We start from the raw sequence: 21,176 nt of genomic DNA, 5'->3' as shown, positions 1-21,176 counted from the left end.
TCGGCGGCCTGGCCCCTCGGTTGCCGTGTCGGTCGAACCGGAGGGTGGTGACCTTGTCGACGGCCGTGCGGCGGCGGCGCTCGCCGACTCGTGATGGGGCAGTCGGGTATGGGAACCGCCTGAATACCCCACCTCGAGCGCCGGTGGCGCTGATCGCAGCAGCGTCGGTTGTCAGCGGCGACGGAGAGAGTGAGGGTCGCTGCTGGACGGTCGATGAGAACGAGTTCGTGGTAGTCGCTGTGGATCGGGCCGTAGTCGTGGAACGCGTCCTCGGGGAGCAGTACCTCGGACGATAGCTGGAAACGCTTGGCGTTGGGCCAGCGGTTTCCGCGCCCTCCGGGATGTGGGCGGTAACGCGGGTACCGGTCCAGGATCAGCAGTTCAGACACGGACGGTTGTCCCCTCATCAGGCGGAAAGGCGGTGCGGCACCGCGGAAGCGAGCATCGACGCGCGGAAGGGTTATGCGTCAAGCGAGAACGGGGCTCCGTCGGATCCGTGGGCCAGCAGTTCGGCGAAGGCGGCCACTGTCGGGGCCTTGAACAGGCTCGGGACGGTCACTCCGATACCCAGCGCCTCACGGATCCGGGCCACCAGGCGGATCGCATCGAACGAGTTGCCGCCCAGACGGAAGAAGTCGTCATGGATCCCCATGTCGGGTGCGGCGAGCACGTCGGCGAACAAGGAGCAGAGCAGCACCTCGGTCGTGTCGCGCGGAGCGGCCGGTCTCCCGGTCGGTCGGTGCCGGGGCGCAGGGAGTGCCGCCCGGTCGAGCTTGCCGTTGGCCGTCAGGGGAAGCGCGTCGACGATCACGAAGTGGTCCGGAACCATCTGTGGCGGGAGCCGGAGCTCCGCCTCTCGCCGCACGTCCTCGACATACAGATCCGGAGACGACCAACCCGACCCACGGTACGCCGGTGCGGCACTCTCCCCACCACCGGAGGCCGGCTGCCCGGCGCGGACTGCGTAGAGGGTGACCAGACCGGTCTCCGAGAGCATCGCCAGCCCGTCGACGGTGACCCGGTACCCCCGCTCCTCCAGTTGGCCCCGGATCCAGTCGATCCGGCCCGGGGCGTTGTGCGCTTCGATCACCAGCTGGCGGACCAGGTTCCAGTGCTCCTCACGGAGCCCCAGAAGCACCGCGCGTTCGCTCTTCTCCGCATCGATCTTGAGCAGGTCGATCCGTTCCACACCAGTCTCGTCGATGACGTCCGACAGCGTGCGCAGCTCGCAGGTCACGTCGGTGTGTTGCAGCCGCTCTGTGAGCAGACTGTCGAGATCCGCCGCACCGCTCTGCGGAAGGGCTTCCCGCATCGGCTGCTCGTTGCGGACGAAGGCCTCCAGGACACTGCGCTCCTCGGCGATGTCACCGAATCGCCCCGACATTATCGAAAGTTGCGGATAGTAGGTGAACGACGCTGTACCCGCCGCTTCGGCGAGGCCACACGGGAACAGCCTGGCGTCGACTCCGTGCAGCCGGGTGTTGAGTTCGAGCATGCGGAACAGCTGCGGAATCGGCTCGAACGAATGGACCACGCTGCCGGGACGGGAGCGGGCCACCGCGAGCGAGAAGAACCCGATGTGCGCGCCCACGTCGAAGACGCAGGCCCCGGTGTCGGGCAGCGTGATCCCGTGCCGCAGATACTCGCCCTCTTCGAAGATCTCGCGGTACAGGAAGTCCGCCTCCGACCGGTTGGACGCGACGACGGCCATGCCGTTCGGTAGGGTCTGGAGGTCCTTCCGGTCGAGGAGCCCGGCTTCTTCAAGGCGGCACAGGTTCCGCAGCGCGGCGGCCTCGACGGGGTCGGGTAGGAGGTAGGCGGTTAGCCGCGTCTCGCCGGCCTCGTCGGTCCTCGCGGCCACCACCGCGTCGGCGACCGCGGTGTGCCGGGCCAACGTCGCTTCGATCTCGCCGAGTTCGATGCGCACGCCTCCCACCTTGACCTGGTGGTCGTTGCGGCCCAGGTAGTGCAGGACCCCGTCAGGGTCCCGCCGGGCGAGATCCCCGGTTCGGTACATCCGGCTGCCTTCAGGGCCGTAGGGATCGGGGACGAATCGCTCTGCCGTCAGCCCCGGCCGGTTGACGTACCCCCGGGCCAGCTGGACACCCGAGATGTAGAGCTCGCCAGCCGCACCGGGCGCGGCCTGGTTCAGCTGCTCGTCCAGAACGTACAGCCGGGTGTTCCACACCGGGGCGCCGATCGGCACCGGGCCGGGTGGGTCGCCGGGGCCGCAGCGCCAGTAGGACACATCCACCGCGGCCTCGGTGGGCCCGTAGAGGTTGTGCAGCTCGGCGTCCAGGAGGCGGAAGAACCGTGATCGCAGATCGGCCGAGAGCGCCTCTCCGCTCGCGAACACCCGGCGCAGCGAATCACACTGGGCCGTCGTCGGCTCTTCGAGGAAGTGACGCAGCATGGACGGGACGAAATGCACAGTCGTGATCCGCTCCGCCCGGATCAGCTCGGCGATCCGGGTGGGATCTCGGTGCTCGTCCGGGCCGGCCAGGACGAGGCGCGCACCGACGCACAGCGGCCAGAAGAACTCCCACACGGACACGTCGAATCCGGCGGGGGTCTTCTGCAGGACGTGGTCGTCGTGGCCCAGCGGATACTCCGCCTGCATCCAGCGCAGGTGGTTGACGATGGCCTCGTGGGACACGGCCACCCCCTTGGGTCGGCCGGTGGATCCCGAGGTGAAGATGACGTAGGCGGCGCTCGACGGGTGCAGCGAGGGCCACCCGGTCTCGTCCGCCTCGGGCGCGCCCTCCTCCGACATCCGCCGGACGTCCTCGCTGTCGAGCATCAGCACGGGCCGTGCATCCTCGGTCATCTCCCGTACACGCTCGGCGGGCAGCAGCGGATCGACCGGAAGGTATGCGGCCCCTGCCCTGTGGACCGCGTAGAGGGCCACCAGCAGTTCCACGGATCGCGGCACCGCGACCGCCACGATCGCTTCGGGCCCCACCCCCTTGGCCATGAGCATCCGCGCCAGTCGGCCGGCCCTGGCATCCAGCTCGGCGTACGTGAGGGATACATCGACGCCGACGAGCGCGACGGCGTCAGGGGTACGGGCCACCTGGGCCGCAAACAGATCGGGCAGAGTCTCTGCCGCCATGTCGTGAGCCGCCGTGTCGCTCATGACGTCACTTCCCATCGTTGTCGAACTGACCGCCGGACCGAGACAGGCACCGACGAGGCCGAGAAGGTTTCGTCGCCCCGCGGCGGACCCGCAGGGCGTATGGCTTGCCGGGGACTCGGCGCTCGCCGTTCCGCAACCATCACAGCTCGGAAGTACGGTCCGCCCGCGCCGACCAACTCATCGCGGGTGCCCGGCTCGACGACACAGCCGGCCTCCAGGACGGCGTCGCGGTCCGCGAGGTACACGGTCTGCAGCGGGTGGGCGATGGAGACGCCCATGCCATCCAACCGGACGGAGGACGTTGCCGGCTCCACCTGCCGGACCGTTCCCTGGTCGAGCAGCGACGTAGCGTCCCCCCGGATCAGTGTCTGGGGGTCCACCAGCTGACCTCTGGCCGGGTGAGCTGCCGGGCCTGGGCCCTAGGGTTCGGTACCTCCGAGCGCGGCGGGGTGTCCCCTTGCTCCGGAGACCGCCCCCAGCCCGCTTCCGGCGATGGCGGCGGGGCCTTCCGCCTTCTCCCCGCCTCAGCGGACGTCGGTGAGGAGCTGGGCCAGTGGCGACGGGGCGGTCCTGTTCTCGGGGTGTCCACGCACGCGGATCGTCCTCTCTTGAGGTCGGCTACGGAAAGGACGTTGCGGGCGGATGGAAGGCCGCCCGGCGCAGTGCGTCGATGTGCGCGGCCAGCGTCTCGACGGTCGGCGCGTCGACCAGGGCGCGCACCGGGATGTCCAGCTCGAGCTCGGCCCGCAGTCGGCTGACGACCGCCAACAGGGAGAACGAGTCCCCGCCGGCCTCGAAGAAGTTGGCCCGCACGTCCACCTCGGCGAACCCGAGCACGTCTGCCCAGGCCGCCGCGACGGTGCGCTCCGTCTCCGTGCCCGGCGGCGTCACGGCCGTCGGAAGCACAGGAATCGGCTCGGGTTGGGGCAGCCGCTGGCGGTCCACCTTGCCGGTCGGGGAGAGCGGCATGGCCTCGAGCCACATGAACACGGCCGGCTGCATGACGATGGGCAGCTTCGGGGCGAGGTGGGCTCGGAGCGCGGCCTCGTCGAGCCTGCTGCCCGGTGTCCTGACCACGTGGGCGACCAGCCGCTGGTCGGGCTCCAGGACCACGACGGCGTTCGCCACCTCCGGGTGACCGCGCAGCACCGATTCGATCTCCTCCAGCTCGACCCGGACGCCGCGGATCTTGACCTGATTGTCGACCCGGCCCAGGAACTCCATCTCCCCATTGGGCAGGCGGCGCACCAGGTCACCCGTGCGATAGAGGCGCCGGTCGGGCCGGGCCGGGTCCGGGGCGAACCGGTCGGCGGTCAGGGCGGGCTGGTTGCGGTAGCCGCGAGCGACGCCGTCACCACCGATCCAGAGCTCGCCGGGCACGCCGATGGGCTGCAGGTTCCCCCAGCGGTCGACCACCGCGCAGGAGGCGTTGGCGATCAACTCACCCAGCGGCATGGAGCTGCGCTCCAACGGCTCGTCGCCCATCCGGCCGACCAGGGCCGCGCCCGCGGTCTCCGTCGGCCCGTACTCGTTCCAGATCTCGCACCCGGCGGAGACGACCGCACGGCTCCGCGCGACCAGGTCGGCGTCCAGGTTCTCGCCGCCCATGGACACGTGCCGCAGCGTCGGCATGTCGAGGCCGGCGTCGGTGATGCCGCGCATCTGAGTTGGCGTCAGGTACAGCATGTGGATCGACTGCTCGTTGATGAACCGGGCGGTGGCCCGGCCGTCGGCCTTGACCTCACGGGGCAGCATGACCAGGCAGGCGCCTGCGGTCAGTGCGTGGAACATCTGCTCGACAGACCAGTCGAAGTGGTAAGAGAGGTTGTGCACCACCCGGGTGCCGGGCCCGATCGGACGGATGTCCTGGGCCCACTGGATCCACGGGGTGATCGCGGTGTGCGGCAGGCCGACGCCCTTGGGCCGGCCGGTGGTCCCGGACGTGTACATCAGGTACACCAGCTGCGAGGGATGCAGCGCGGACCCCGGGGCGCCGCCCCGCGCGCCGTCCTGCGCGGTGCTCACCACGTCCACGCTCTCCGAGACGGCCGTCGGCAGCTGGTCCCGCAGCTCCGGGGTGGTGACCAGGATCTCCATCCCGCTGTCCGCGACGACGTACGACATCCGGTCGACGGGGGCGAGCGGATCGATCGGCACGTAGGCGGCACCGGACTTCAGGATGCCGAGGATGCCGACGATGAGGTCCACCGACGGGTCCGCGCACAGGCCGACCAGATCGTCGGTGCCGATGCCGCGCGCTGTCAACTCGTCGGCCAACCGGGATGCTCTGCGGTCGAGTTCGTGGTAGCTGACCCGCTCGTCGCCACTCTCCACCGCGTCCGCGCCCGGGGTCCTGAGCGCCTGCGCCTCGAACAGCCGGTGCAGGAAGAGGTCCGTGGGGTAAGGACCGCAGCTGGCGGTGGACCACTTCTCAAGCTGACGACGCTCCTCCTCGGGAAGGATGGTGAGCTCGGAGAGGCGCTTGGCGGGAGCGGCCACCGCGTCGGCCGCGAGCACGGCCAAGTGGTCGAGGATGCGCCAGGCCTTGTCCTCAAGGAACAGGTCGGTGTTGTAGTCGACCGCGAGGCGGTACGTGAATTCGGTCTCGACGACCCGGAACACCAGGTCGAATTTGACCGCCTTCAGGTTCAGGCCCAACTCGACGTCGTTGACGGTGATCCCGGCCAGCTCCGGCGCCGGGACCGCGTGCTGGTACGCCAGCATGACCCGGAACGGCCCTTGCCGGGAGGAACGGTCGGTCGAGACCGCGTTGGCCACCCGCTCATAGGGGACGTCCTGGTGGGCGAAGGCCTCCAGGATCCTGCCCCGGACCCGGCCGAGCAGTTCGGCCAGCGTCGGGTCGCCGGACAGGTCGCTGCGTACGGCGAGGGTGTTGAGGAAGCACCCGAGCATGGACTCGAGCTCCGGCAGATCACGGTTGGCGCTGGGGACGCCGACCACGATGTCCGTCTGGCCGCTGTACCGGCTGAGCAGCACGTTGAGCAGCGTGAACATGGTCATGAACGGAGTGGCGTTGTGCTCCCTGGACAGCTCGCGGATCCTACGCGACACCGCTCGGGGCAGCTCGATGTCCACCGACGCCCCCTGGTTCGTGCCGGTCTCCCGGGGCGGCAGGTCGGTCGGAAGGTCCAGCACGGGGAGCGGGCCGCGCAGTCGGTCCTTCCAGTAGTCCAGTTGGCGTTCAAGCGTGGTCCCGGTGACCGTGCGCCGCTGCCAGGCGGCGTAGTCGGCGTACTGCACCGGCGGCTTCACGGCCGCCGGGATCCCGCCGTCGTCGGCGGCGGCGTAAAGCTCCAGCAGCTCGGCCATGGCGAGTTCAAAGGAGTACACGTCGGTGATGATGTGGTGCAGGTTGATGAGCAGGACGTGCCAGTCCTCGTCCAGCCGGTACAGCTCGACCCGGAGCAGCGGCCCCCGCTCCACGTCGAACGGCCGCTGGGCGGAGTCGAGGAGCAGACCGGCCAGAACCTGCTCCTGCTTCTCCTCCGGCTCGTCCCGGAGGTCGACCACGGTCAGCGGCAGTTCGGCCTTGGCCTGAATCACCTGCTCGGGGATGCCGTCGACCGCCTTGATGGTAGTGCGGAAGACCTCGTGCCGGTCGACCAGCGCCTGGACGGCCTGCCCCAGGGCCGTGATGTCGAGCGGGCCCACGAGCTCGTTCGCCACCGGGATGTTGTAGCGGGAGCTCGGACCCTGGATGTGCTCGTCGACCCACAGCCGCTGCTGGGTGAACGAGGTGGGCGCGTGGAAGACCTCGCCCGAGCGCCCCTCGAACGGCTCGATGGTCTGTTCCGCCCCGGGCCCCGTCTCCCCCATCGCCTCGATGGCCGCGGTCAGCTCGACGAGGGTCTGTGCATCGAAGAGCATGCTGAGCGGAATCCGGATGCCCAGCTCCTCGCGCAGCTGGCTGATCGCTCTGGCGCCTTGCAGTGAATTTCCGCCCAGCGCGAAGAAATTGGCGTCAGGACCGGATATCTCGGTGTGCAGGACAGCCGTCCATACATCCGAGACGACGTCCATCACGGACCGCTGCGACATGTCGTTCCACCTAAATCCTTCAATCGAGAGGATGGTCGTTTCGAAGGGCTTCGGGTCAGTGACCGTTCTGCCAGGGCACGGCAGCGAGCCGCCCGGCGATCTCGGCGAGCACGGCCGGACGGGCAGAGTGCAGGAAGAAGTGGCCGCCGGGAAACATCCGCAGGTCGAAGCCGCCGGCTGTGAGCTCGCCCCAGCGCGGCATCGCCGCAATGCCCTCGGGATCGTCCTCGGTCCCACCGAACGCCGTGACCGGGCAGGTCAGCAGCGGCCCGCCGGTGAACCGGTAGGTCTCGACCACCGCGAGGTCGGCCCGGATCACCGGGAGCATCAGGCGCATCAGTTCCGGGTCCGCCAGAACCGCTTCCGGTGTCGCGGACCAGGAGCGCAGTTTCCCGATCAGCTCCTTCTCCGAACCGGCGTGGTACGCGGTCTCCTCCCGGGCTTGGGGCGGTACGCACCCCGAGACGAACAGCCGGGTGGGTGAGCCGATCTCCATCCGCTGCAGGGTGCGGGTGAGACTCCAGGCCACCAAGGCGCCCATGCTATGCCCGAAGAACGCGAACGGACGGTCCAGGTGCGGGATGACCGAGGGCACCAGGCCGTTGAGCACCGCGCCCATCCGGTCTACCAGCGGAGCGCCCAACTGATCTTCTCTGCCCGGAAGTTGTACCGACCACGGCTCGATGTCGGCGGGCAGGCCGCCCGCCCAGTCGCGGAACACCGAGGCACCGCCGCCGGCGTACGGGAAGCAGAACAGCCGCGTGGCCGCCTGTGGCCGCTCGGCGAGCGGCCTCACCGTCACCCTCATCGGCCGGTCCCGCCCGCCATCTCCCGGCGCAGGGTCAGCGGACGCATGTCCGTCCACACCTCATCGACGTGCGCGAGACAGGCCTCCTTCGAGCCCCGCTCGCCCGTCTCCCGCCAGCCGGCGGGCAGCTCGCGGCCCTGCGGCCAGACGGAGTACTGCTCCTCGGAGTTGATCACCACGACATAGCCGTCGTCGTCACGCTGTCCGTCCATGGGCCCTTCCTTTCGGTGAGATGGCGGAGTACCGGCTCAGGCGTTCGGCGTCCCGGGCCGGGAGGCTCGCAGGGCCCCCAGCCGACGACGGCCGGCGGGTACGGTCCGCGCCGCCCGCCGGGCCCGCGCCAGCGGCTCCGCCAGGGCGGCCAGCGGGACCGTCACATCCTCGACGACCGTCCGCAGGACAGCCAGAAAGGCCGACCGGACCTCCTCGGCCTCGGACTTCGCCAGCCGTCGGGAGTTGTAGTTGAGCCGCAGACTGAGCCGGTCGCCGTCCGGCCTACCGAACAGGCAGAGGTCGAGCTGCGAGGTCTGCCGGGCCGGGGGCAGGAAGTCCGCGAACTGGAAGGAGGTCGAGAAGACCGGGTTCCGGCCGGGGCGGGATTCCACATCGAGCTTCTCGAGCAGCAGGGTGAACGGATAACGGCTGTGCGCATAGGCGCCGATGCTCACGGCCCTGGTCCGGCGCACGACCTCTTTGAAGGGGTCCGCACCCGACATGAGCACCCGGACGGGGAGCGGGTTGACGAAGCTCCCGAACATGCCGTCCAACTCCTTGGCGTCCCGGCCGGAGAACGGGACGCAGACCACGATGTCGTCGTCGGCGCTGATGTCTCGCAACGCGACCGCGTAAACGCTGAGCAACAGGATGTGCGGCGTGACGCGCAGCTTCTTGACCAGTGCCGCCAGCCCTGCGGCCGTGTCGGCCTCGACGCCGAACTCCAGCGTCTCGTTCACCACCTCATCGGCGGGCGCATCGTAGTCACCGATGCGCAGCCGCGGCAGCGGGGCGGCCAGCTGGTCGAGCCAGTACACCTCCATGGCCTTGCTCCGGTCGCTCGCCAGCCACTCTCGCCGACCCCGCACGAAGGCGTCGTAGGTCGTCGGGAGTGGGGGCAGCTCCGGCTCTCCATCCGCGGCGAAAGCTCGGTAGCAGAGCAGCAGTTCGCGTATGAAGATGCCCATGCTGGTGCCGTCCGCGATGATGTGGTGCACATTCACGTAGAGGCAGTGGTGGTCGGCAGCCAGCTTGAACACCTTGAGCCGCACCGGCGGGGTGGCGAGTTCGTCGAAGGGGGTCACGCTCTCGGCCCGGACGCGCCGATTCAGTTCGGCCGTCGGATCAGCCTCGCCGGTCAGGTCGACGAGCGGCACGTCCGGGTCGAATGCAGGCAGGACACGCTGGCGCGGGCCCTGCGGAGTGTCCCGGAAGGACAGCCGCAGCGCTTGGTGTCGGTCCATCAGGAAGGCCGCGGCACGGCGCACGGCGACGATGTCCACCGCCTCGTACAAGTGCTGCCAGTACGGAAGGTTGGATTCCGCCCGGCCCTCGTCCAGCTGATGCTGGAGCCATAACCCCCTTTGGCCGTTCCATAGTTCGAACCAGGCCCCATCACCCTCGAAATCGTAGGGGTCTTCCACTTGTCCAGCCAATCTTCAAATCAGTGGTCTACAAAATGCCCGGACCGACGCGGCCAATTCAGAAAGACTTTCCACTGTTTCCGAGGATTTCAATAGGCATGGACGGCACCCGGCATACGAATGAGTTCACACCCCGCGACTCGCATATTATTTCGATTCCCTTCACCCTGTCAAGATTTCCATTTCCCGGATTTCATTGGACGGGCCGGAAGTGCGCGGCCGACCCGGAACGGCGCTCTCGGCCGGGACCAGCCCGTCCGACACCCGCCACCGCCCCTGGAAGAAGACCGGGCCGGCCCCGTCAGCCGTCGGCTCCGAAGCCAACGGGACGGGCGGTGAAGGTCCCGTTCCCCGGGTCGAGGACGACTTCGGCGTCGACGAGGTCGGGCACGATGCCGCCCAAGGGGCACCACGCCTCGTAAACGACTCCTCGACGGCGAAGAGCAGCGTGTCCCAGTGCACCTCCACGTCCCGGCGGAGGAGCTCCCCGAGGTGGCGCCGTTCGGCTTGCGACGTGATCAGGCGCAGGCCCCCGTCGGGCAGCGGCCGGTGGACCTCCGCGTCGATACCGAGGGAGCGGAATTCGGCGCCGGCCAGCTGGGCCGCCACCAGGGGGTCGACGGCGTCACGCCCTACGAGGGCAGGCCGCACGGCTCGTCCTTCTCCCCGGTGGCCAGCAGGTTGGTGAGCAGGACCTTCACAGCAGGCGCGTGGAACAGCTCCTCCGCCGTCACATCGACCCGGTGCACCGCCCCGGAGCCCGACCAGTCGAGCGCCTCGCTCAGCAGGACGTGGGTGGGAGCCAGTGGGGCCTCCGGGGGCACCGCCGCGGTCAGAGTGAAGCTGAGCCAGGCCCGCTGCCCCTCGGTCAGTTCGACCAGGATCTCCTCGTCGAGCCCTGGCGAGGAGCCGACGATCACCGAGAGCAGGAAGGAGCCGGCCAGGGTGAGCGCGTCACCGGAGGGCAGGCCGGTGATCGTGGGCACCTCGGCGGACTCGTCCATGGCCAGGGCGAGGTCGTCCAGCAGTTCCTGAGGAGCCTTGGGATCGGCCGGTGCCGGGTCGAGCACGATGAGCGGGACGTCCGGCCCGGGCAGCGCCTCCACCAGCGCCGAGGCCAGGCCGACGGCCGAACAGTAGGCCAGCACCGCGACCGGGAGCGGCCCGGCAGCGGTGATCCGCTCGGCCCAGTGGGCGGCCTGCTCAGCCGTCCCGACGACTCCGTCGGCGAGGCCGGGGTAGTGCAATGGGTCGATCCTGAGGGTCCGCCCCTGCCAACCGTCGGGCAGGATGCCGCCGAAGGTCCTCCGGGGCACCTCGTTCCCGAACTCCATTATCACAAGGGGCCGTTGGTCATGTATCACTCTGCACTCCTGACGGCTTCGTCGACCTCGGCGGAGAAGTCGGCGAGGACCGGATGGTCGAAGATGGCCTGCAGCCCGATCTTGATGCCGAACTGCTCACGCGTCCGGGACACCGCCCGGGCGGCGATCAGCGAGTGCCCACCGATCTCGAAGAAGCTGTCCCCTGAGCGGGGGAGGTTTCCGGTCAGCTCAGACCAGATCTCGGCGATCCGCGCCTCGGTAACGCCGAGGGGGGAGGGCTCGGCCGCGGCTGCAACCGGAGTGTCCGGCAGGGCCTTCCGGTCGATCTTGCCGTTTGGTGTCAGCGGCATCGCGACGAGCCGGTGCAGCCCAGTGGGGAGCATGTACGCGGGCAGCCGACCGGTCAGTGCGGCCCGGATGTCGTCCGGCTCGGCCTCGCCGCAGAAGAAGGCGCGCAGCGATCCGCCGTCCTGGTCCGGCACGTGGACGACGGCCGTCTGGTCCACTCCGGGAACAGCCAGGATCTCCTGCTCGACCTCGGCCGGCTCCACCCGGTGACCGCGGATGCTGACCTGGGCGTCCCGCCGCTCGACGAACTCCAGTTCGCCGTCGGTCGTCCAGCGGCAGAGGTCGCCGGAGGAGTACCAGCGGTTCTCGTCCTGGTCGGCGACGAACTTGCGGCCGGTGAGCTCCGGGTCGCCCCGGTAGCCGAAGGCCAGGACATCGCCTCCGATCAGCAGTTCCCCGGGCACACCGGGCTCGGCGACCTCGACCCCGTCGGCATCCACCAGCCGGACCTTCGCGCCGGCGATGGGGCGTCCGATCACCGGCGCGCCATCGGTGGGGCGGCAGCGCAGGTCCGCGCTGGCGGTGGTCACCACGGTGGCCTCGGTCGGCCCGTAGTGGTTGAAGACCGCGGCGGGGAAGCCGGCCGGCGGGCTCACCCGAAGACGGTCCCCGCCGGTCAGCAGAACGGCCAGGCCGGCGGGCGGGGCCGGGAGGGCGAACAGTTGCTCGGCGAGCGGGGTGCTCAGGAAGCAGTGCGTGATGGCGCTCCGCTCGATGAACTCGGCGATCACCGCGCTGTCGGCGATCAGCCGCTCGGTCGGCAGCACCAGCGTCGCCCCGCTCGCGAGAGCCGCCCAGACCTCCCAGACCGTGGCGTCGAACCCCAGCCCGGCGAAGGCTCCGACCCGCACCCCGGGCCGGGTGCCGTAGGTCTCCCGGTGCCAGGACACCAGGTTCGCCAGGCCCGCGTGGCCGACCTCGACGCCCTTGGGCGTACCGGTCGAACCGGAGGTGTAGATGACGTAGGCCAGCGGGGCCGGCGACACCGACGCCGGGGCCGCCCCGGTGTCGTCGAGTACCGGAACACCCGCGGGCACCCGTCCGGCGAGCCCCTCCTGCGCGAGCACGGCCACCGGCCGGGCGTCGTGCAGGATCGACTCCACCCGGCCGTCCGGCAGTGCCGGGTCGAGCGGCAGGTACGCGGCACCCGCGAGCCAGCTTCCGAGCTGCGCCACGATGCCCTCGATGCCGCGCTCGAAGAGCAGACCGACGACACAACCGCTCCGGTGGCCCTCGGCCTGCCGTATGCGTCCGGCCACCGCGGCAGCCGCGTCCCAGAACTGACCGTAGGTGAGCTTCTGCTCGCCGCACTCGACCGCAACCACGTCCGGATGCCTGTCGACGATCGCGCCGAGCATCCGGACCACCGTCCGTTCGTTCACGATTCCCTGCATCAGAGACCACTCCTATCCCCGGCAAGCAGTTCCTGGTCCGCCCGGGCGACGCGCTCCACCACGTCCCTGTCGCCCCGGTGATCCTGGTGGGTGAGGAACTGGCGGACGTGGTGCTGCGACACCCGCTCCCCACCGATGAGGCTGTCCGCCGACTCCGGGGAGCCGCTCGTCACTCGTGGCATCCCAACTCTCCTTTCAGGGATGTACGGTCGGCCGTCACGAGACCGTGCCGCGCACGGCCAGGCGTTCCAGGACGGTGATGCCGAAGTGCTGCCTCGTCACCGGCGGCCCGTCGAGGGCGAGATTTGCCCACCTGCTGGCGAGGCGCTCCAGTACGACCTCGGACTCCAACCGCGCCAGCCCCGCCCCGAGGCAGTAGTGCGCGCCGAAGCCGAAGGTGAGGTGCCGCCTGATCTCGCGGTCGTAGTCCAGAAGGTCCGGGTCGGCGAAGACGGCCGGGTCTCGGTTGGCCACGCCGAGCATCAGCAGGACGAGATCCCCCTCCGCGATCAGGTGACCCGCCGCCTCCACCGGCGCGGTGGCCACCCGGGCCACCTGCTGGACCGAGGTGTCGAAACGGAGCAGCTCGTCGACGGCCGAGCCCGGTTCACCGCTCCGCAGGTCAGCCCAGGCATCGGCGTGCAGCACGGCCCGAACGGCCTTGCCGATGAAGGTCGAGGTGGTCTCGAACCCGGCAAAGATCAGCAGGCTCGCGGTGGCCCAGATGTCGGCGGCCTCGATGACGCCTTGATGGCAAGCGTTGCGCAGCAGCCAGAGCCCGGTGCCCTCGCGGACCTCAGAGCGCAGGGCCTCGTCCACCACGGCCGCGATTTCCCCCAAGGCGCGATGACCCCTGGTCCTGACCTCCGGCAGGTAGTCCGCCATCAGCAGCGCCGCGATGTCGGGCGCCCAGTCGTGCAGCCGGGGCGCGACCTCCCCGGGCAGACCCAAGACCCGGCAGATGACCCGACTGGAGAGCGGAACGGCGAGTTCCGCCATCACCTCCAGCCCGTCCGTCCGCCCCGCCAGGAGCTCGTCGACCAGCTCTTCAACGACGGGACGCATCGCGGCGATCCGGTCGGCCGCGAAGAGCGGCGCGACGACCCGGCGGGCCGCCGCGTGCTCGGGGTCGTCGTTGAACATGAACCACCTGCGCACGACCTCTGCGGCCCGCCCCCCGCCGTTTCCCTCCCGGTGCAGGGTGGTGGTGCCCCGCTGCGGCCAAGCAGCTGACAGAGCGGGGTGCCGCAGCAGGGCCGTCGTCTCGCGGAACCCGGAGACGATCCACACCTCCAGGTCCTCGTCCCAGCGGACCGGCTCCTCCTCCCGCAGCGGGAGGTAGTCCGCGCAGGGGTCGGCCGCCGGACGATCGTCGTCGCGGTAGGGGCAGCGTGGGGCCTGTGTCACGGTCACTTGGTACTCTCCGGGTTCCGGTCGACCCGGCGCAACGGGGCGTACTCGATCTCGTCCAGGGTGTTCGGCGCCCAATCGATGCCGTCCAGGAGCGGCAATGCTGACCAGGCGACCGTGACCTCGGCGGAGGTGGTCCGTGGCCGGCAGCGCGTGGGCTGCGTCAGGATCCCGTCGCTCTGCTCGTCCGGCGCGGACGGCTCCGGGTCGCGGATGACCGACAGCTGGCCAAGGGTCACCGGTACGGCGGCCGGACTCACCACGGCTCCCCCTTCGTACAGACCGCCTCGACGGCGGCCACGAGCTCACGCTCGGCGGAGTGCAGGAAGAAGTGGTCGCCGCGGATTTCCTCCACTCGGAAGGGGCCGTCCGTGTAGTCCGCCCACGCCTCGACCGAAGACCGGTCCGCCTCGTCGTCCGTGTCCCCGTAGAACGCCACCACCGGGCATCCGACCGTACCTGGGGTGCCGGTGCCGTACTCGCCGAGGATCCGGTAGTCGGCGCGGATGACGGGGAGGTAGATCTCCATCAGCTCCTCGTTCTCCAGCAGCTCCTTCGGAGTCCCGCCCAACGCGGCCAGTCGCTCGATGAGTTCGGCGTCGGAGAGTCGGTGGCTGTCCGCGTCGACGGCTGGCAGCCGGGGTGCGCGGCTAGCCGAGACCAGCAGCGCCGACGGCTCCGGAGCACCCTTGGAGCGGAGCGACTTGGCCAGCTCGAAGGCGATCACAGCACCGTAGCTGTGGCCGAACAGCGCGTATGGCGACGCCGGGTCGAGCTGCTGGTACAGGTCCGCGAGCAGGGCTGCCAGCTCGTCGATCGGCTCCTCCACGCAGCGTGAGCCCCGGCCGGGGAGCTCCAGCGGCACGACGGTGACGCAGTCCGGCAGGTGCCGCTGCCACGGGTCGTAGACGCGTGCCGAGCACCCGGCGTAAGGAATGCAGTAGAGGTTCAATTGGGCATCTCCGTACGGAGGATGTAGTCGGTCAGCGAGGCAACGGTCGGGTACCGGAAGATCTCCTTGATCGGCACCCGGATGCCGAGGCCGTCGCTGAGCCGCTTCTGGAGCACCGTCAGGAGGACCGAATTGCCACCGGCGTCGAAGAAGTTGGTGTCCTCGTCGGCGGAGTCCGCGGCGAGCGTCTGCCGCCACGCCTCGGCCACGAGTGCCCGGACGTCCCCCGAGGGCGCTGCGGCGGGCGATCTGGCAGCCTGCACCACCCGGTCGCCGGCGGCCAGGCCGGCCGCCAACCCGATCCGGTCCACCTTTCCTGTGGTGGTGCGGGGCAGCACGGACAGGGCAGTGATCCGGGCGGGGTGGTGGCTCGACGGCAGCCGGTCCCTCAACCAGCCCTGGAGGTCCGCCTCGGCGCGCTGTACTACGAAGGCCACCAGCGCCGCGGTGTCGGGCCGGTCGGCGTCCTGGACCAGCACAACGGCCTGTGAGACGTCCGGGTGCTCCTCCAGGACGGCCTCCACCTCGCCGAGCTCGATCCGGTGTCCGCGCAGCTTGACCTGGCTGTCCAGGCGGCCGAGGAACTCCAGTGCGCCGTCCGGCCCCCGTCCGACGCGGTCCCCGGTGCGGTAGATGCGGCGGCGGCCGTCGGGGGTGTCGCCATGCAGAAAGCGCTCAGCCGTCAGCTCCTCACGGTTGAGGTAGCCGTGCGCCAGCCCCTCCCCGTAGAGCAGGAGTTCACCGCTCTCGTCGGTGAGGAGGCCCACCCCGGCCACCGGCTCGCCGAGCGAGATCCGCTCGGCGGAGTCCACCCGCGCCGCCGTGGCCCAGAGGACTCCCTCGGTCGGGCCGTACACGTTCCAGAGTTCACCGCACCGCGGCAGCAGCTCCCGGGCGAGGCTCGGGGTGAGCGCCTCTCCGCCGGTCCACAGTCGGCTACCGGGCGCACCCTTCCAGGCGGCGGCCGTCAGCATCCGCCAGAAGCTGGGGGTGGCCTGGACGACGTCCGGCGCGGCCCCCGCCACCAGCTCCGCGAAGGCGAGCGGATCCGCCCTGATCTCCTCCGGGACTACCGTGAAGGAGGCTCCCACGGTCAGCGGAAGGAGCAGCTCCACCAGCGAGATGTCAAAGGACAGCGCGGCCATCGCCAGCACGCTCTCGCCGGCCGTCAGCCCCGGCCGCTCCGCCAGGCCGGCGAGGCGGTCGATCAGGGCCTCGTGGCCCACCATCACGCCCTTGGGCTGCCCGGTCGAGCCGGAGGTGTACAGGATGTAGGCGATCTCACCCAGGTCAGGTTCCCTCGGCGGCGACGGAAGTCCGTTCCCCTCCAGGGCGAACTCGCCCTCGGCCAGCTCGCGCAGCAGCAGGACAGGGCGGGCGTCGTCAAGGACCCGGGCCCGCCTGGCCGGCGGGCTCTGCCGGTCGAGCGGCAGCACGACGCAGCCCGCGGCATTCGCGGCGAGGAACCCGACGGCCCCACTGAACCGGCTGGACGCGTCGAGCGCCACGACGGAGCCCGGCCGGACCCTGGCCGCTATCCGCTCGCCGAGGTCTGCGGCCAGCGCGGCGACTTCACGGTAGGTATAGGTGCGTTCCGTCCGCGCGGCCACGGCCTCCGGCGTCCGCTCCACCTGAGCCTGGACGACATTCCACACTGTCTCCACGCGAGCCCCCTGGGTTCGAAAAGAAGTACTGGTCAGTGGCCGACGGCAGGGAGCGCCCGGGACACGCTCCGGAGCACGGCTTCCCGCTGGTCGTTGAGGAAGAGGTGGCCACCGGGGAAGACCTCCACCTCGGTCCGGCCGGTGGTCAGCTCGGCCCAGCCCTCAAGGTGCTCCTCGGCGACCCTGGGGTCCGCGTCACCACCGAAGGCCGAAACCGGGCAGGTGAGCAACTCGCCCGGCCGGTAGACGTAGCCGGCGAACAGCGAGAGGTCGGCCCGGAAGGTCGGCAGGATGAAGCTGGTGAAGTCCGCGTTCTGCAGCAACTCCTCCGGCGTGCCGTTGAGACGGCGGAGCTCGTTGATCAGCTCCTCGTCGGAGAGGTCGAGTTCACTCAGCTTCCTGGACTCGTGGGCCGGTAGCGCCCGGCAGCCGGACACCATGATCCGGACCGGCTCCAGACCCTGCTCACGCTGCAGCCTGCGGGCGAGCTCCCAGGCGACGATGGCGCCCATGCTGTGCCCGAAGAAGGCGAACGGCCTATCCAGGTAGGGAAGCAGGGCGGGGAAAAGGACGTCCAGCAGCTCGTCCAGGTCCGCGATCGGCCGGTCGACGAACCGGTCCTCCCGGCCCGGCAGCTGCACGGCGAATGCCTCCAATCCTTCCGGGAGTCCGGCGCCCCACTCCCGGAAGACCGAGGCGCCTGACCCGGCGTACGGGAAACAGAAGAGCCGGAGGGCGCCAGGCTCGGTCCGGCCGGGAATCGGCCGGACCCAGCTCTGGGCCGTCTGCGGTGGTGCCGAGTGCATGGGGTTCCGCTCCTACTGGTCGAGAGAGGTCGAGAGGGGTGGGGCGCTCAGGCGCCGTGCCAGGACTTCCACAGCGCGGCGTACCCGCCGCCGGCCGCCAACAGCTCTTCGTGACTGCCCAGTTCGGTCACCCGGCCGCCTTCCATGACCGCGACCCGGTCCGCATCGTGGGCGGTGTGCAGGCGGTGGGCGATGGCGATCACGGTGCGTTCCTTGAGCACAGCCGCCAGCGCGCGCTCGGTGTGCCGGGCCGTGGTCGGGTCGAGCAGGGAGGTGGCCTCGTCCAGGATCAGCGTGTGCGGATCGGCCAGGACCACCCGGGCCAGGGCGAGTTGCTGGGCCTGCTGAGCGTCCAGACGGAGGCCACCGGCACCGAGTTCGGTGTCCAGCCCGTCCGGCAGCTCGCCCACCCAGTCGATGTCAACGGCGGCCAGCACCGCGTGCAGGTCCTGGTCGGTCGCGGCGGGCGCGGCGATCAGGAGGTTGTCCCGGACGGTGCCGAGGAAGACGTGATGCTCCTGGGAGACCATGACGACGTGTCGGCGCAACTGGGCCGGATCGAGTTCGGCTACCGGCACCTGCCCCACCGTCACCCGTCCGGTGCGGGGCGTCTCCGCCCCGGCCAGCAGTCGGCCCAGAGTGGACTTGCCGGCTCCGGACGGGCCGACGACCGCCAGCCGCTCGCCCGGACGGACGGTGAGGTCGACGCCGTGCAGGACGTCCCGCTCGCCCTGATAGGCGTACCGGACGTCGACCACGTCGATCCGGTCGTCCGCGGGCCGGCCGCCGCCGGTCACGGCCGGGGCGTCCACCTGGCCGATGCCCTCGACTCGGGCGAAGGAGGCGTTGCTGCGCTGGAGTTGGTCGAGCCAGAGCAGGACCTTGTCCAGCGGCTCGGAGAGCTTCCAGAAGTAGAGAGTGCAGGCGACCACCGCGCCGGTGGTGACCGCGCCGGTGTTGCGCAGGGCGGCGCCGAGCAGCAGGATGCCGGCGACCGGGGCGATGTACGAGAACTCGACCACGGGAAAGAGGACGGTGCGCAGCTTGAGGGTGTAGGTACGGGTGGCCCGGCAGTGCTCCACCGCCTCGGCCGTGGCGGCGATCCGGCGGTCCTGGAGGCCCAGGGCCTCGACGGTGCGGGCCCCTGCCGCGGTGGAGGTGAGGATCTCGATCAGCGCGGAGTTGGCGGCGCCTTCGGCGAGGTATCCCGCGTGTGCACGGTGCAGGTACCAGCGGGTGGCGAACCAGATCCCGGAGAGGCAGAGCAACCCGCAGATGCCGAGCAGCGGGTTGACCGCGAGCATGGCGACCAGGATCAGGAGGATCTGGACGAGCGCCACCGAGACCTCCGGCCCGGCATCGCGCATGGTGGTGCCGACGGCGGCGATGTCGGCGGTGCCGCGCGTCAGCAGGTCGCCGGCGCCGGCGCGTTCGGCCACCGAGGCGGGCAGGGCGAGGGAGCGGTCGACGAACCGCTCTCGGATCCGCGCCAGGGTCCGCTCGCCGAAGCGGTGAGCGGCGTAGCGGGCGAAGCGGCCGAGGAGCAGCTGCGCGAGGGCGAAGCAGAGGATGCCGAGGGCGAGTCGGTCGACGTGTCCGACCCCGGCGCCGCCCCGGACGTCGTCGATGATCCGGCCCAGCAGCCAGGGGCCGCCCAGACCGGCCGCCGCGGCCAGTCCGTTGAGGGTCAGCATCGCGGCGACCGCACGGCCGTCCTGCCCCATCAGACGCACGGCGGCCCGGCGGACCTCGGCGGGACCGGCGATCGGGAGCCGCCCGGGGGCGGTCTCGGTCTGAGCAGTCATCGGACGGCCTCCTCGGCGGGCGTGGACCCGGTGGCGGTTTCGCCGCGGGCCACCAGCGCGCGGTAGCCGGGCTCTGATGCGAGCAGTTCCTGGTGTGGGCCGGCCGCCGCCAGACGGCCGTCGACGAGATAGCAGACGGTGTCGGCCTGCTCCAGGAGGACGGGGGAGGTCGAGGTGAGGGCGGTGGTGCGTCCGGTCCGCGCCCGGCGCAGCCCAGCGGCCATGGCGGCCTCGGTGTGGGCGTCCACGGCGGAGGTGGGCTCGACCAGCAGGAGCACCTCCGGGTCCGCCAGCAGGGCACGGACCAGCCGCAGCCGCTGGCGCTGACCGCCGGAGAGGTTGCTGCCCTGGGCCTGGATCACGGTGTCCAGGCCGTCGGGCAGTGCCTGCACGATGTCCTCCGCCGCAGCGTCTCTGACGGCTTGGGCGATGAACGGGCCGGTGTGCTCGGACCGGCCGCCGACCACGCTGCGCAGCGTGCCGGAGAAGAAGTCGGCGTCGTTGTCCGCCACCACGATCCGGCTGCGGATCTCGGCCAGGGCGATCTCGGCGAGCGGCACGCCGCCCCAGGTCGCAGCGGATGCGCTGTACCGTCCGAGTCGGTCGGCCACGGCCGCGGAATCGGCCGGGCGAGCGCTCACGATCGCGGTCAGCCGGCCCGGGACCAGTTCCACACCGGTGTCGGCGTCGTACAGGACTGATGGCTCGTCAGGGGCCGGCCGGAGTGTTGCGGCGTCGTCGAAGGCGGGCTTCAGGTCGAGCATCCGGACCACCCGTCGAGCGGCCACCAGACCCCTGGTGAGGTCGTATCCGCCCTCGATGAAGTTGGAGACCGGTACCACCAGGACGGCGACGTAGCCGTAGACGGCGACCAGCGTGCCGATCGTGATGGTGCCCTCGGCGGCCATCCGAGCGGCCAGCCAGGTCACCAACGCGAGGAAGAGGGCGGGCAGGCCGACCGAGAGCGCTTGGATCCAGCTGGTCACGGCGCCGACCCGGTATCCCTCGGCCTGCAGGTTCTGTGATCCGCGAAGGTAGCGGCCGGCCATCATCTCCTTACCGCCGATGCCGTTGAGTACGCGCATGCCGCCGACGATGTCCCCGAGCCGGGCGGTCAGCGCCCCCTGCTGCTCGCGGTACTTGGACTCCGCGCCCTGGAGGCGTTCCAGCAGCGGCCCGACCACGACCGCTAGCAACGGCACCCCCAGCAGGACCACGAGGGCGAGCGGAACGGAGACCGACAGCAGCAGCGCGGCCGCGACCAGGTACGCGACGACGGCACCGACGCCCGGGCCGGTAATCGTCAGTGTCTGGCTCATCTGCGCGACGTCGCCCACACCGATGCTGGCCACCTCGCCGGCCGTCACCTTTCGGGGCAGTTCGGCTCCCAGCCGAGTGGAGTGCACGACCACGACCTTGATGGTCCGGAAGGTGGCGTCCATCCGGACCCGCGTCATGATGCGGTGGCGCATGATGCCGAGCCATGCGTTGAGCAGCGCGGCGCCGACCAGTGCGGCCACCCAGCCGACCAGGACGCCGGTCTTCCCCCGCTGGAGCCCGTCGTCGATCGCACGCTGCATGAGGTACGGCGGCAGCAGGAGGCAGACCATCCAGAGGGTGCCGATCACCGCACCACCTGTCACCCGTCGGCGCTGACTCATGGTCAGCCACCACAGGTAACGCGCAGCACTTCGGTGATCCGGGGTTCCCGGGTCGGCATACGAATCCGTCATGAGTGAAACCCTAACCGTCCTTCCTGGTCCTTATCCAGAATTCCTTCCACCTCCCGACCGCCTGTGGCTATAGTCACCACGGACAGGAGGTGTTCATCA

The 21,176-nt window shown here is 70.3% G+C and carries 13 protein-coding genes and 1 pseudogene; all 14 read right to left on the bottom strand.

All coding sequences use genetic code 11. The features are described from left to right. Window positions 1–460 precede the first annotated feature (460 nt). Window positions 461–3,121: pseudogene (locus tag ACWGB8_RS04620) on the bottom strand (amino acid adenylation domain-containing protein); the annotation flags it as partial. A 633-nt stretch (window positions 3,122–3,754) separates the two neighbouring features. Continuing rightward, window positions 3,755–7,195, bottom strand: a complete 3,441-nt coding sequence (locus tag ACWGB8_RS04615; protein ID WP_452210219.1) for a non-ribosomal peptide synthetase — start codon at window positions 7,193–7,195, stop codon at window positions 3,755–3,757. Window positions 7,196–7,250: 55 nt separating this feature from the next. Then, the gene (locus ACWGB8_RS04610; RefSeq protein ID WP_452210217.1) at window positions 7,251–8,003 is read right to left on the bottom strand and encodes a thioesterase II family protein; all 753 of its coding nucleotides are present in this window, start codon (window positions 8,001–8,003) and stop codon (window positions 7,251–7,253) included. Next, window positions 8,000–8,215 (bottom strand): MbtH family protein, encoded by a 216-nt coding sequence (locus ACWGB8_RS04605; RefSeq protein WP_452210215.1) that lies wholly within the window; start codon window positions 8,213–8,215, stop codon window positions 8,000–8,002. The genes ACWGB8_RS04610 and ACWGB8_RS04605 overlap by 4 nt, the downstream gene beginning before the upstream one ends. Before the next feature lie 36 nt (window positions 8,216–8,251). Next, entirely contained in the window at window positions 8,252–9,640 is a 1,389-nt protein-coding gene (locus ACWGB8_RS04600; RefSeq protein WP_452210213.1) for a condensation domain-containing protein, read from the bottom strand. A gap of 632 nt (window positions 9,641–10,272) precedes the next feature. After that, window positions 10,273–10,974 (bottom strand): hypothetical protein, encoded by a 702-nt coding sequence (locus ACWGB8_RS04595; RefSeq protein WP_452210211.1) that lies wholly within the window; start codon window positions 10,972–10,974, stop codon window positions 10,273–10,275. A gap of 26 nt (window positions 10,975–11,000) precedes the next feature. Further along, complete coding sequence (locus ACWGB8_RS04590; protein ID WP_452210209.1) at window positions 11,001–12,707, bottom strand: non-ribosomal peptide synthetase; 1,707 nt, start codon at window positions 12,705–12,707, stop codon at window positions 11,001–11,003. Window positions 12,708–12,923: 216 nt separating this feature from the next. After that, a complete protein-coding gene (locus ACWGB8_RS04585; protein WP_452210207.1) occupies window positions 12,924–14,114 on the bottom strand; it encodes a cytochrome P450 in 1,191 nt (396 codons plus the stop codon). A 2-nt stretch (window positions 14,115–14,116) separates the two neighbouring features. Continuing rightward, window positions 14,117–14,380 (bottom strand): hypothetical protein, encoded by a 264-nt coding sequence (locus ACWGB8_RS04580; protein WP_452210205.1) that lies wholly within the window; start codon window positions 14,378–14,380, stop codon window positions 14,117–14,119. Beyond that, entirely contained in the window at window positions 14,374–15,069 is a 696-nt protein-coding gene (locus tag ACWGB8_RS04575) for a thioesterase II family protein (protein ID WP_452210203.1), read from the bottom strand. Before ACWGB8_RS04575 ends, ACWGB8_RS04580 begins: the two co-directional genes overlap by 7 nt. Continuing rightward, window positions 15,066–16,733 (bottom strand): non-ribosomal peptide synthetase, encoded by a 1,668-nt coding sequence (locus ACWGB8_RS04570; protein ID WP_452210201.1) that lies wholly within the window; start codon window positions 16,731–16,733, stop codon window positions 15,066–15,068. The genes ACWGB8_RS04575 and ACWGB8_RS04570 overlap by 4 nt, the downstream gene beginning before the upstream one ends. A gap of 32 nt (window positions 16,734–16,765) precedes the next feature. Then, on the bottom strand, window positions 16,766–17,539 hold the full coding sequence (locus tag ACWGB8_RS04565; protein ID WP_452210199.1) for a thioesterase II family protein: 774 nt from the start codon (window positions 17,537–17,539) through the stop codon (window positions 16,766–16,768). 47 nt (window positions 17,540–17,586) lie between these two features. Beyond that, a complete protein-coding gene (locus tag ACWGB8_RS04560; protein WP_452210197.1) occupies window positions 17,587–19,344 on the bottom strand; it encodes an ABC transporter ATP-binding protein in 1,758 nt (585 codons plus the stop codon). After that, a complete protein-coding gene (locus ACWGB8_RS04555; protein WP_452210196.1) occupies window positions 19,341–21,077 on the bottom strand; it encodes an ABC transporter transmembrane domain-containing protein in 1,737 nt (578 codons plus the stop codon). Before ACWGB8_RS04555 ends, ACWGB8_RS04560 begins: the two co-directional genes overlap by 4 nt. Between the last annotated feature and the right edge of the window lie 99 nt (window positions 21,078–21,176).

The organism is Kitasatospora sp. NPDC054939, from assembly GCF_053610105.1.
Note: the sequence above shows the minus strand (reverse complement) of the source record. Positions and strands in the feature narration are given on the sequence as shown.

Excerpts from the sequence above, each read along its gene's own strand:
- ACWGB8_RS04615 (WP_452210219.1), bottom strand. The coding sequence starts at position 7,195 with ATGTCGCAGCGGTCCGTGATGGACGTCGTCTCGGATGTATGGACGGCT.
- ACWGB8_RS04610 (WP_452210217.1), bottom strand. The coding sequence starts at position 8,003 with ATGAGGGTGACGGTGAGGCCGCTCGCCGAGCGGCCACAGGCGGCCACG.
- ACWGB8_RS04605 (WP_452210215.1), bottom strand. The coding sequence starts at position 8,215 with ATGGACGGACAGCGTGACGACGACGGCTATGTCGTGGTGATCAACTCC.
- ACWGB8_RS04595 (WP_452210211.1), bottom strand. The coding sequence starts at position 10,974 with ATGGAGTTCGGGAACGAGGTGCCCCGGAGGACCTTCGGCGGCATCCTG.
- ACWGB8_RS04590 (WP_452210209.1), bottom strand. The coding sequence starts at position 12,707 with ATGCAGGGAATCGTGAACGAACGGACGGTGGTCCGGATGCTCGGCGCG.
- ACWGB8_RS04565 (WP_452210199.1), bottom strand. The coding sequence starts at position 17,539 with ATGCACTCGGCACCACCGCAGACGGCCCAGAGCTGGGTCCGGCCGATT.
- ACWGB8_RS04560 (WP_452210197.1), bottom strand. The coding sequence starts at position 19,344 with ATGACTGCTCAGACCGAGACCGCCCCCGGGCGGCTCCCGATCGCCGGT.
- ACWGB8_RS04555 (WP_452210196.1), bottom strand. The coding sequence starts at position 21,077 with ATGACGGATTCGTATGCCGACCCGGGAACCCCGGATCACCGAAGTGCT.